The 12,134-nt window shown below is 55.8% G+C and carries 12 protein-coding genes and 1 pseudogene; 3 read left to right on the top strand and 10 right to left on the bottom strand.

Annotated features, from left to right (window positions below; all coding sequences use genetic code 11):
- Positions 1–59: 59 nt before the first annotated feature.
- The 6 genes from tnpC to ACZ9BX_RS27965 all read right to left on the bottom strand — a co-directional run bounded on the left by tnpC (position 60) and on the right by ACZ9BX_RS27965 (position 5,334).
- Entirely contained in the window at positions 60–1,652 is a 1,593-nt protein-coding gene (tnpC, locus tag ACZ9BX_RS27990; RefSeq protein ID WP_476221429.1) for an IS66 family transposase, read from the bottom strand.
- Between the two features lie 73 nt (positions 1,653–1,725).
- A complete protein-coding gene (gene tnpB / locus ACZ9BX_RS27985) occupies positions 1,726–2,070 on the bottom strand; it encodes an IS66 family insertion sequence element accessory protein TnpB (protein ID WP_018329060.1) in 345 nt (114 codons plus the stop codon).
- Positions 2,067–2,417 carry a transposase gene (locus tag ACZ9BX_RS27980; RefSeq protein ID WP_280173993.1) on the bottom strand — a complete coding sequence of 117 codons (351 nt, stop codon included), beginning with the start codon at positions 2,415–2,417 and terminating at the stop codon, positions 2,067–2,069. Before ACZ9BX_RS27980 ends, tnpB begins: the two co-directional genes overlap by 4 nt.
- Before the next feature lie 225 nt (positions 2,418–2,642).
- Entirely contained in the window at positions 2,643–3,395 is a 753-nt protein-coding gene (locus ACZ9BX_RS27975; protein WP_476221427.1) for a class I SAM-dependent methyltransferase, read from the bottom strand.
- Between the two features lie 350 nt (positions 3,396–3,745).
- Positions 3,746–4,981 carry a hypothetical protein gene (locus ACZ9BX_RS27970; RefSeq protein WP_476221425.1) on the bottom strand — a complete coding sequence of 412 codons (1,236 nt, stop codon included), beginning with the start codon at positions 4,979–4,981 and terminating at the stop codon, positions 3,746–3,748.
- Between the two features lie 41 nt (positions 4,982–5,022).
- Positions 5,023–5,334, bottom strand: coding sequence for a hypothetical protein (locus ACZ9BX_RS27965; RefSeq protein ID WP_476221424.1), 312 nt, complete (start codon positions 5,332–5,334; stop codon positions 5,023–5,025).
- Between the two features lie 125 nt (positions 5,335–5,459).
- Here ACZ9BX_RS27965 and ACZ9BX_RS27960 point away from each other — a divergent pair.
- A pseudogene (locus tag ACZ9BX_RS27960) lies at positions 5,460–5,680 on the top strand (IS630 family transposase); the annotation flags it as partial.
- On the opposite strand, the gene ACZ9BX_RS27955 reads toward ACZ9BX_RS27960, so the two are convergent.
- The 3 genes from ACZ9BX_RS27955 to ACZ9BX_RS27945 are packed head-to-tail and all read right to left on the bottom strand — an operon-like array spanning position 5,681 to position 8,330.
- The gene (locus tag ACZ9BX_RS27955) at positions 5,681–6,736 is read right to left on the bottom strand and encodes a glycosyltransferase family 4 protein (RefSeq protein WP_476221423.1); all 1,056 of its coding nucleotides are present in this window, start codon (positions 6,734–6,736) and stop codon (positions 5,681–5,683) included.
- 18 nt (positions 6,737–6,754) lie between these two features.
- Positions 6,755–7,789 carry an NAD-dependent epimerase/dehydratase family protein gene (locus tag ACZ9BX_RS27950; protein WP_476221422.1) on the bottom strand — a complete coding sequence of 345 codons (1,035 nt, stop codon included), beginning with the start codon at positions 7,787–7,789 and terminating at the stop codon, positions 6,755–6,757.
- Positions 7,773–8,330, bottom strand: a complete 558-nt coding sequence (locus ACZ9BX_RS27945; protein WP_476223066.1) for a sugar transferase — start codon at positions 8,328–8,330, stop codon at positions 7,773–7,775. The genes ACZ9BX_RS27950 and ACZ9BX_RS27945 overlap by 17 nt, the downstream gene beginning before the upstream one ends.
- A gap of 1,451 nt (positions 8,331–9,781) precedes the next feature.
- Here ACZ9BX_RS27945 and ACZ9BX_RS27940 point away from each other — a divergent pair.
- Positions 9,782–10,765, top strand: a complete 984-nt coding sequence (locus ACZ9BX_RS27940; protein ID WP_476221421.1) for a nucleotidyltransferase family protein — start codon at positions 9,782–9,784, stop codon at positions 10,763–10,765.
- Between the two features lie 347 nt (positions 10,766–11,112).
- Here ACZ9BX_RS27940 and ACZ9BX_RS27935 read toward each other — a convergent pair whose 3' ends face one another.
- Positions 11,113–11,367 (bottom strand): hypothetical protein, encoded by a 255-nt coding sequence (locus ACZ9BX_RS27935; protein ID WP_476221420.1) that lies wholly within the window; start codon positions 11,365–11,367, stop codon positions 11,113–11,115.
- Positions 11,368–11,442: 75 nt separating this feature from the next.
- Here ACZ9BX_RS27935 and ACZ9BX_RS27930 point away from each other — a divergent pair, with 75 nt between their 5' ends.
- On the top strand, positions 11,443–11,955 hold the full coding sequence (locus ACZ9BX_RS27930; RefSeq protein WP_132564832.1) for a hypothetical protein: 513 nt from the start codon (positions 11,443–11,445) through the stop codon (positions 11,953–11,955).
- Positions 11,956–12,134: the final 179 nt, after the last annotated feature.

Genomic DNA, 12,134 nt, shown 5'->3' with positions numbered 1-12,134 from the left:
CTCCCAAACATTGACCCCGCATTGGTCAAGGCTGGCCGTAAGCGACAAGCTGGGGCCGTTCAGGCCGTGTAGTTCCACGGCATGAGGGCGTCGATTTCGCTGCTGGGCCATCCATTTGCGAGGCGCTCAAGTGCCTGGGTAAGCCAGGCTAGCGGATCGACGGCATTCATCTTTGCCGTTTGCAGGAGCGTTGCGATGGTCGCCCAGGTCTTGCCGCCACCGTCGCTTCCGGCGAATAGGCTATTCTTCCTTGTGATCGCCTGAGGTCTGATCGCCCGCTCGACGATGTTGGAGTCGATCTCGACGCGACCGTCGGTTAGGAAGCGTTCGAAGATGTCGCGACGCGAGATGGCATAGCGGAGGGCTTCCGCGAGTTTGGATTTGCCGGAGACCCGTGGCAGGGTCGCCTGCCAGAAGGTGAAGAGGTCTTTGACGATCGCGGCAGAGACTTCCTGACGTGCTGCAGCACGAGCCTCAGGGTTTTGACCCCGGATGGTTTCCTCAATCTCCCAGAGCTTCGCCATACGTTCGACCGTCTCTGTGGCAACCTTTGAGGTTTTTGCGACATGCAACTCATAGAACTTTCTCCGACTGTGCGACCAGCAGCCAGCCAGGGTGACCCCGTCATTGCCACCATCCTTGCGGACAAGCTTATTGTAAGCACCGTATCCGTCGACTTGCAAAATCCCCCGATAGCCGCTCAGGTGCCGTGCAACGCACTCGGTCGCGCGACTGTCCTCGAAGCGATAGGCCACCATCGGCGGGCCACTGCCTCCGAAGGGGCGGTCATCCCTTGCATATGCCCAGAGCCACGCCGTCTTTGCTGATCCGGAACCAGGCGCAAGTGTCGGCAAGGTCGTTTCATCGGCAAAAATTCGTTCGGCCTTCTTGATCTCGTTCAGGATGTAGTCCGCGAGGATGTTGAGCTCGAACCCCAGCTTGCCCATCCATTGGGCCATCAGCTTGCGGTCAAGTTCGACCTTGTCACGGGCGTAGATGGCTTCCTGGCGATAAAGTGGCAGGCCGTCGGCATATTTGGAGACGGCGATCTGGGCCAGAAGCGCTTCTGTTGGAATGCCGCCTTCGATGATGTGTGCCGGAGCCGCAGCCTGGATGACGCCGTCTTCGTTCTTAAAGGCATATTTCGGCCGGCGGGTGACGATGACCCGGAACTTCGCTGCGACGACGTCCAGCCGTTCGGAGACGTCTTCTCCGATTAGGATCTTCTGCTTACCCGCGTGTTCCGGCAACTCTTCCGGCTCGATCACGACCTCGACGCGCTCAAGATGCGGCGCGAAGCCCTTGCGTGGCCGCGGAGCACGTTTGGCATCCGCATTCCCGCGGCCTTTTGTGATCTGAGCCCTGATTGCCGCAATGCCAGTCTCGATTTCTTCGAAGACAAAGGCATGCTGCTCGTCGTCGACCGTGGATGCTGCAAGCTTTTCCGAACGCCGTCCAAAGCGAGCTCGATCGAATGCTTTCAAGATTTGCGTCAGCCGCTCGATGCGCTCATCGGCGTCAGCGTTCCGGGCCTGGAGGTCATCGACCTGCTTCTCCAAAGCCTCGACGCGGGCTGCCTTTGCGGCCATGGCAAGAACCATGGCTTTCAGTGCCTCTACATCATCCGGAAGCTCAAGATCGGGTGGCGTCATGGGTCTGATCAGAGCATATTTTGCTGCAATCCGCCCGTGGTTTCAGCCACCTGATTTACTTCGCCGCAGCGGTTTACCCAACAATTTCGGGAGGTTTGACTGGCGTGAAGCGAACCCGCTTCCAGTCCATTCCATCGACCAAAGCCAGAAGCTGCGCATGGTTGAGTTGGACCCGGCTGTGGCCGATACGTGGCCAACAGAACTGCGCTTTCTCCAACCGCTTGGCATAGAGGCAAACCCCGGAACCATCCCACCACACGATCTTGATCCGGTCCGCGCGCTTTGCCCGGAAGACATAGAGCGCCCCGTTGAACGGGTCACTGCCGGCATCGCGCACCAGCGACAGCAAACTGTCCGGCCCCTTGCGGAAGTCGATGGGATGGCTCGCAAGAAAGACCTTCACGCCCGACGGGATCATGCCGATCGCACCGCCCGGATCACTCGCCGCAGGTGTGCTTCATCGATATCAGCGCCAGCTCGGACAACGATATCGCCGATGACAAGCTCGATCACTGCTCTCGCGCCAACTGGCCCAGCTTCTATCTGAACAGCCGGATCCTGCGAAAGCGATCGTTGTCCGGCACGAGCATCGCGGCGCCAGCCAAATAGTTGGGACGGATGTATGCCGATGCGATGCGCAATCGCTGACACGCTTGCACCGGGCTCCATCGCCTCAGCCACAGCCCGCTCCTTGAATTCATCGGACCAGCGCCGCCGAAATTGCCGCGGCGCGCCCTCAAGCCGTTCCGGAACGGCCTCGATCATATGGAAGTTTCTAGTTCCAGAGCTAGGCGCAGACATAGAAGCTCACAGTTTGTGAATCGTCTGTCCGCAATACAGGGGCCAACGCTACCAACGCCAGATGGGGTCTGCTTGCCGCTTACGGCTGGCCAGCATCCGAAATCGAAGCGCTCATGCCCTGGAGCTTCAAGCCTGACGTTATCGGCTGACCGCTTACCCTGGAACAGGCCGACGCTATGGGCTGACCGCTCACGAACCAGACTGCTTTTCCGCGACTACTCTCACTTGGGCCCGAATGCGACGGACACGGCGATCAATGAATGGGCCAATTCGCGCCCAAACCCGTGAGGCCATGTGAAATGCTCGCCATCCAAGCAGGGCCTGAATTTTAGGCCATTTGGGCGGCCAAGCATGGGCTATCACTCGTGCTTCAATGACGCGGAATCCAGCAGCACGGGCGAGGTTTCCCAGATTGCTAGCGCTATACGAAAATAAATGGAAATCAGGATCATCTAGTCGGAACCGATATGATGGCTTGTCGCAGGGCACGACAATGACAATCTTCCCGCCAGCCGCCAACACGCGGTGCATCTCGCGCAACGCGTTTAGAGGATCTTCGACGTGCTCCAGTGTGTGATTGCTTACAATAACATCAGCAGACCCGTCAGGAAGATTGCGTAAACTTTGTTCGACGTGCAGGCCGCTAGCGCGAGCGACTGAAATTGCATGTTCATTGATCTCGATACCGCTCCCACCACCTAGAGCGAGCAGCAGAGAGCCATCTCCACAGCCGAAGTCGACAATCCGGCTGCCTGGCTGAATGAAGGGTGCGAACTTGAATCGATTTGCTTCTCCTGCCAGCCGGCCGTTCTTCCCTTGCCATTTGAAGTAGGTCGCATCGTAGTGGCTGGTCGGGTCCTTACCTGTAGCTATAGCGGGCATGCCATCACTCCATTGCTTATCCAACCAGGCCAGCGGTAAACATGATGACACATAGAGCATCCCGGATAGCTCCGGCCCCCGTGATACTATTCCAGCCCCCGTTATACTATATTGTGAATGGTTCACTGGCAATTGATACTCATGGCGTACTTCAAAAGGGGTATGCGAGATAGTAAGTTCGACCGATGATCAGACGCTGAGCGATGGCAAGTGAAACCCAGTCGCCTTTATCGGCTTGAACATCGGTAATTTCCATATCTATACCGACGAAGAGATCGTCGCCCTAATGGCCTCGGCCGGCGCGCTCCAGCCGCAGGGTGAGCTCCGATTGGTCGTGTTCAAGACGTTAATCGGAATGATGCATTTCTGTCGATTCTTCACAACACCGAACAATCAAAGGATATATGACATCACTCAACTGCTTTCCGGGGCAGACACTTAATGTTTGGTTTCTCTTGATGGCGCTTTTGGCTTCCCACGACAACGCCGAGAAGTGCTCCGGTCTTGATCGAAGCATAAGCGTGCCCGAACAGGCTCGTACTGGCCAAGTATATCAACGCGGCGTTCGTGATCAATGGGCGCTCATTCAAAGATGAGACGCCCGCGGATATGTACAATAGAAGGACGTACCCCAATATTCCAGAAACCTCTGCAAAGTAGAGAATTGCGCTGTCATTGGCATGGGTTTGATCGAATCCTCCGAACAGCAGTGTCGTCAAGTCAGCTTCCCTGAGTTCCTCAAAGGTCCAGGACAACCGTCCCGCCAAGTCGGCGATGTGCTGATTACCCGCCGTGGAATAATGCAAAACCGCTCCACCTGCGATCACAACGAATGGCAACGCTAGACCTGCCAATCGCGGCAATCGCGCGAGGAGCGGCGCCCCTATCACAATGACGAAAAGCACTCCCAAGGCGGCTCGAACGTCGGACAATATTATGAGCAAGGAACAGCCAGAGACAGCAAGTATTTTCCTTCCGGCCTGATATCTGTATTCATTCAAATAGAAAATTGCGGCAATACAAGCGAAGTAACCTAGGGACAACGGCTCGAGAAAGAGGCCGCTCGCGCGATGCCTAGCGTCGCCCTCCCCTGCCCGCTGGGCACCGAAATAGAAACCTGAGTCATCGGCCTGGTCATCCATCTTGTCCGCGACCCAGCTTCTTGTGTTCGCATAGTATCTCAGCGGATTGACAATCTTGGCATAGACATCAGGCATGACAGTCTCGAATGCCACCGTAATCAATACTATAATAAATAGCATATGCAAAAACCATCTCGGTACTCGCCTGATGGTCGAACCTAAAACAACGAAAAGCGGAATCACCGACATGTCATACAGAATTTTTACATCGGTCTGACCGTGATATATTGTCGATATTACAACGCACGATACTAGCATAACAAACAATATGACTTGATCGGCCGTTAAACGAGGTCGCCGCAAGACGACCAATGCGGCAGCACAAAGGGTCACAAAGAGCTGCACGGCAACGACGTGAATCTCCTGAATATTTGTGACGAGATTGTTGACGAGTGCTAGCCCGAAATTCATGACTGTACAAAAGGCTATGAGAGCGAGCGGAAGAAAATCGCCATCCCACCGAGCCAAGGTGCCTTTCCGATCAGCAGCCGGCATGCCACTCATTATACAAAGCTCCGTGACAGCCAAAATGGCTCACGCGACAGTTAGTCGTTCTTGTCGGTCTTCCGAATTGCACTGAGTGCCCACCCGCTGAAAAAGTACGAAACAAGCAGAATGGCAGGTGCTCCAATGGATGTGATGATGATGTTGAGACCATAACCGCTGAAAAGCAAGTGCGCTATACCTCCCAGCAGCAAAACCGTAGCGATGTTCACGCAGGACATCGCTGAGAGCCCAAGAACCGCAGCGATAATCCCACCAATGCAGGACGCAATTAGAAGCCAGTACGTTCCCATGACCTGAGCCTTGTCGTGCCGCATGTCGAACGGCGCACGCACTTGATTGCTAAGGTGCATATTTAACGTCCGGGACGATGCATGGATTAGCGCGACGGCGCAATGGTCGTTCTCATCCGGCCGGATGAATACGCCCTTCCCGCCGATTGCAGATGACGAGCTCGAAGGACTGCGTGCGCATGCGCAACGCCTCATGGATCGATCAAGTCGAACGCTGGTTTGCGGAACTGACCCGAAAGCAGCTCCGTCGAGAAGTCCATACCTCGACAATGCAGTTCAAAGCCGACATTCGAACGCCACAACGAAAACCCGAAGCCTTACAGCGAGCCAAAATCCGCGGATGACATTCGGCGCATCCGTCAAACGCTCTTGTCAGCGGTTGATGACAAACGTCGAATTCAGGTGATTAGTTACTCTTAGCGTAGATGTTCAGGAGGCGCCGGGCATTAACTTCCCATGAGAATTCATCGGCGACGAGGGCTCTGCCGCCGGCAAGTGCACTTGCAGGAATCCTGCAGGCGGCAGCAAGTGACGAAACATAACCATCTTCATCGTCCAGCTTGAATATCATCCCGGGAGCACCGCGCTCTACCAGCCAGCCGTTTCCACCTACGTCGGAGGCGACAAAGGGCTTTCCGAAGAACATCGCCTCGAGCAGAACTGTTGGGAGACCCTCCCAGCGCGAACTCAGCACTACCGCAGAGGCGTTCATGTAGGCAGCCATGACCAGGGCCCGATCAGCACGTTCCAGGATATGGACCCGTCCTTCGAGCTGAAGTTGCGAGACGAGTTCTCTGACGGCGGGCAACTCACCGTCGTCCTGACCGATGAGGACCAGATGATGGTCGGGGATCCTACGATGCGCCTTGACTAGAAATGGGATGTTCTTCACGCGGTGAAAACGCCCGACATGCAGGACATACGGCTGTGCAAATGGAGGAAGTATGTCGCGCGATTTGTCCTCGAGTTCAATGAGCTCGCGGACTGATACAGAGTTCGGGATTATCACCGACTTTTCCCTGTGCAATCCATTGCGTATGGAGTCTGCCTGATCCTGCGGGGTCAAGTTCACGACGGTGTCGCAGATCTTCATTGTATGGCGCGTCATGGTGAGATCAATCACCGCTTTCGCGAGCTTCTTGATGGCGGATCCATCGGGATAGAAGGCATGCGGCGTGAACACGGTGCGCATGCCAGCCTTGTGGCCCGCCCGCATGGCCGCGAAAGAGAAGGGATTGCGCGGCAGGTGCGCGTGGACGACATCGGCTCCACGGTTAACGAAGGCGCGCAGTTGGGCCTGCGACGGCACCGTCTTGACTGCGAGCCCCTCGAACTGGACGAGCGCGTCACTGCCGGCCGCGCATACCACGACGTCTACGCCCAGCCTCCCCAGTTCGCCAGCAAGAGACGCGATGTAGCGCTCGACGCCTCCGAGATAACCGAGGAAATATCTATTTGCCATTATGACGCGCATGCCACCCTACCCGGTAATTGACCATTTCGTTTGTGTTTCGAGAGCAAATTCCATCAAAACGGCTTTGATCGCATCCTCGGCCGAGCGCTGCGGCTCTCCGATTAGCCCCCGCATGACGGTGGTGTTTGGCTGAAGCCTAGGCCGATCGACCTTGCGCTTGCGCGCTGCTGTTTCAACGAATTTGATTGGTCTCTGCGCGGCTTTCTGGAACAGGCTCAATATATCCGCGACCGAATACTCCTCACCTGAGCCCAAATTTATCGTGTGGGCGTCGCTTCCTGACAGTCCAAGGCATCGAACGAACAGGTCGGCTGCGTCCATGACATGCAGATAGTTTCTCCTTGGCGTGGTATTCCCAACCTCTATCAGCGCTTCTCCTCTTGCAATTTGCCTGCCGATCTCAGGAAAGAGGTGCGGATTCGTCTCGCCCGGCCCGATCAAGTTGGAAAGACGGCAGCAGACGGCTCGCCATCCCCCTCGAACCGAAGCGCTCCGAACAAGATCTTCGCAGACAAGTTTGCTCCAGCCGTAGATATCCATCGGCACTGTATCGGCATCCTCAGACAGGACCTCTACAGATGGCGCGTAGACTGCGACGCTGGATGCGAAGACCAAAGACTTCAGCGACGAGGACGGTACGAGCGCTTCAACCAGATTCCTTGTTCCGACCACGTTCGCCATGAATGCGGCCCCCGGATCCGCTTCACAGCGAGGAATGAAATGTATGGCTGCAAGGTGGATGACATGGTCGAAAGGCCGCTCGCCGAGGACCGCCCGGATGGTGCCTGGATCGGCGATGTCTCCATTGACGAATTTGATCGACGCGTCCGCCGTGTCTAGCGGGGCGCCGGCGGACAAGTCGTCCAGAATTGTTACATGGCACCCCTGGGCCGCAAGCCTCGATACGACGTGGCGGCCCAAGAAACCGCAACCTCCTGTGACCAAGACATTGTTCTGATCGCTCAATGCAAATCCCCCTCTAAAGAATCGAGTGCGTAGTACGACACAACTCGACAATTGCTTCCTATCGCGATAGCGCACTGTTAAATATTGTCTTCGATGTAAGAAGAAGTATCTTGAAATCCATGGCGACTGATATATTTAGTATATAGTATATATCATATTCTACTTTCGCTTTAACTTCCTCAATTGTCGAAACATATCCTTGCTTGACTTGGGCCAATCCTGTCAAACCTGGAGGTGCGCAGTAGCGCAGTTTATACTCCGGGAAAGCGCATTCGTACCGGCGAGCAAGAGGGACCCACTCTGGCCTGGGGCCGATAAGGCTCATCTGGCCGACGAGGACATTCCAGAGCTGCGGCAGTTCGTCGAGATGCGATTGTCGGAGGAACGCACCCAGAGGTGTAATTCTGTCATCATCCAGACTGGTTGGCCGGGGAGTGCCATCGGATGCGCGCATGCTCCGAAGTTTCAGTGCTCGGAATGTCCGTCCCCTGTAACCAACGCGCTCTTGGGCGAGAAAGACTGGACGACCCATCGTTACCATCACTGCCGCCGCGGCGACACCTACCAGCAGGACGCTAGCCGGCGCACTCGCCAGGACAAACGCGATATCGAACATGCGCCTGACGAAAAGATACCTCGTTGACCGGCCGACTGCTGCATCGATATGGCCGGGATCGGCGAGGTGCAGCGGCAGTCGCTCGCATTTTGGGCTCTCGCGAAAGTGCAGCGACGAGGTGTGACGGTGCGCATACCATATAGACATAACTCCCCCCCAACATTCAAAACGTCACGAAGATATATATTGCGTATATTTCTTCCGCCGCCCCGGCGCAGAGCTATTGCTTTCGCTATATCTATGTATATATGCAAAGTTACTAAATTAAAAGGAATATATTAGTAATGATATTTAGGTATTGTCGGGTTATCTGAATGTTACTGTTCCGTTTTAATATGTTTTATGCTGCGGCTTTGCCGTGTAAATCTATTGCAAGTGCCTACGAGTTGCGCAGCGGCTCATCTGCGAGTCTCGAACTGTTTATCGGAATCGAGATCAATCATAAGGCGGTGGCGTCGGGCAACAACCGAAACGATCACAACCATGGCATGCTTTAGCGTCTCTCCGACACTGGTCCGGGCCAGTGCTCACACTTCTACACACGTGGCGTCTCCAGGCCCGGCTCACAGAGCCAGACATCATTCACCAGGGAGCCGGCCGAGTGTCATACCGATAATCTCACTAGAAGGTCATCAAATAGAGCTATGACGGCTTTGTCGTTCAAAACGTCTGCGCTCGTGCACGGCCGACGCCTGGAGCAGCTTCGTCAGAGCGCCATGGCGGGTCTAGGAAAGGATTGCGACGCTCTCGAGCTTTTCAAAAGGTCCGGGGAAACTCGGTTCGCGTATTCGTTCAGGTTATTCGAGTTCTCGCATAATACTTATGCCTGACTTTTCACCATGAGATTAATGCTATAAAGTTATAAAATCGAGCACGTGAGGTAACCCGATGGCAACGGAGCGTGAAACCAAAGAACAAAATCATGCAAGTCCAACAATGGAACGGCGTGATTTCATCAAGGGGCTTGGGAAATTCGCTGCCTTGACGCCCCCCGCGGTGATTGTGCTGCTTGATGTCTCCATGAACTCGCCCGCTGTAGCTGCATCCGGCGGTCGGCCCGGCTGGGGATACGGCAATAAGAAGCATGGGCACGCTGGTCCTCCTCGACGCCGCCCTCGCAGGTGGTGGGATTGAACCAAACCGCCACCGTGGCAAACAATCTAGCCGATCCACCGTCGAAGATCATGTCCACGGCCTCCGAGACCGTGGCCATCGGTCATCATTAGCGCTCGTTGGTATTGAGTTGTCAGCTGTCATGGAACTGAGTTTCCTGGACCAATGTCATCGCGAACCATTCCGCAGTGCTGTTGGCGTCGTCATGGTCCAATCAGGTTATTCACCCTGCGTCCCCAACCAGTTGCACAAGACGACACGCTCGTCAGCATTCGAAAGACGACCTGAAAGCCGTTCTTGTTGTCAGCTGCAAGGTCCAATGTTGCGGGAGGGGTTGCATGAGATCGGGAGGCTCTGAATCCGGCTTCCAAGTGCTGGCTGCGTTGTTGAACGGGATCACTACCGGACAGGACCAGTGGGACGAAGTCGTGCAGGAGGCCAATCGGCACCTTGTTGGCCCCGCATTATATGCTTGGCTTCGCCATCGGGGGTTACTTATCAGCATCCCTGAGGAAGTCGAAAATTACTTGCGCTTTTTGTATGATTTGAACGAAGAGCGAAATCGACGACTGCGCCGACAGTCCGTCGAGACCCTGCGTGTATTGAACGAAGCGGGGATCGAACCACTGCTTATCAAAGGGTCGGCCCTCCTGATGATTATGCCAGAACATCGTTTGGGCAGCCGGATGATCAGCGACCTCGATCTGGTGATTGACAAGAACAATGTCGAGCGAAGCGTGGGGCGACTTCTTGGCATTGGCTACCAACCCCTCCCAGAAGACCCTGGTCCACACGCATACGGGAAATTCTATCGGCCTACCGATGTTGGTTCCTTGGACTTGCATCTGAGGCCGCCAGGCCCAGCTACTGTATACACAGAGAGCAAAGCGCTCCACAGCACACGCCTCGAAGTGATGGGGGTTCGGGTTAGTATCCCCACGCCAGTGGAGTGGGTGGTCCACCTAATCGTTCACGACATGATATTGGACCGCCGGCTGCGCACGGGCGATGTCGAGCTTCGGCATCTTCTCGACTGCCGCGAGATCTTCGACTTGGGGTACGACATCGACTGGGATGCGGTCCGCGCCAGGTTGCCGTCAGGTCGACTGGCCCTCGCTCGGGATTTGTTTTTCCTGAACCTGCAACGCCTGGCCGGCGTAAAGATCGACGGCAGCCCCGCAGGGTTGCTGCCGAACCTCTTATTTAGCCGTCAAATCGCACGGCAGGATTACGCCGCTTACAAGAATCTGGACGATTTCGGGCTTTCCTTGCTGCGCGCGATCTGGAAGCCGTTTAAAATTGCCGCGGCAAATCAACGATGACCCGGCGCCTGCACCCGGACAACCCGGCGACGACCGGACCAATGGTACTAGGGCCGGACAATCGTGTTGTGCTCTGCGCTCTTGACGATGATTACGCTCTTTTCTCCGAACCCCAGCAGCGCGTCTATCAGTTGAGCCCCATATCAGGGTCGATTTGGCTTGGCGTTGCTGCAGGCGAACCACCGAGCAGGATCGCGCAGCTCCTCGCCAGTGAGACGGGATGTCTGCTGGACGAGGCGAGTGACTACATTTCGTCCTGCCTGGTCGAATGGGAAAAGCTTGCCCTTCCGAAGCAAGGGCTGATCGAACCCGTTCGACCGAAATCTAGAAGCGACGAAAGCCCAGAGTCAATTTCCGCCACCAGAGAAATCTACTGCGTCGCTGGCGCAATGATTGCCATCTCTTTCCCAGACTCCAACGCAAAACGGGCTTGGAATGCCCTTGCCGGTCATCTGCGCCATGACCATACCGGCGTTGCCGAAACCGAAATTACGGTGGGAGCATGCGAAGAAGGCTACTGGATTGCCCACCAGCCTGGAGAACGGGCGAGCTTCTGCGATCCAGCGGCTCTCGCTGTCGGCCTGAAAGAGGCTGTCCTCCATGCCGTGCTTGGGCCTAGGCCCGACTGGATCGCCCTCCACGCAGCGGTCCTTTCCTCCGCGTCGAGCGCAATAGCGTTGGCCGGCTCTTCCGGTCAAGGCAAAACGACACTGGCGGCGCTGCTAAGCGCATCGGGCATGTCTGCCATTGCCGATGATGTTGCTCTTGTCACCGCGCAGCCCCCGGGCCTTCGCGGACTGGCCTTCGCCTTTGCCGCCAAGCCGGGCAGTTGGGAGCTCCTTCGGACTCGGTTTCCGAACTTGGACCGCCTTCCTAAGTATCGGCGTCCGGATGGACGAACTGTGAAATACATCCAGCCTGTTCGATCATCCGAACAGGCGGGCGCCATCACCGCCATCATTTTCCCGCGATATTCAATCGTGACACCGTTGCGGATCACACATGTGCGGAAGCTTAATGCATTGGTGTCCCTGCTCAATGAGGCGATGAACGCCAGCCAATGGCTAACTGCAAAGGGCTTTGTTGCATTGTCTACATTGATCAACGACGCGGTGGTGATCGGCATGGAATACGACAACGCCAATACCGGCGCAGAATGGATCAAGATGAACCTGATGCAGGACGGTTGATGCGGGTCGGCAAAGCAGCGCACCCGCAAGCGGCGCATTAGACGCGGCACTGGCTGCTGTGGCATTCGCCAACTGATCCAACATTTGTTGGAACCGCCGGCGCTGCGTCATGCCATCATCGCAGATGTCGCGAGATTTGCGCGGCAAATCGATATCAACACGCATAAAGTCTGCCATGA

The organism is Rhizobium sp. USDA 3886, assembly GCF_056279785.1.
The sequence above is the reverse complement of the archived record's forward strand: the minus strand, read 5'-3'. Positions and strand labels throughout refer to the sequence as shown.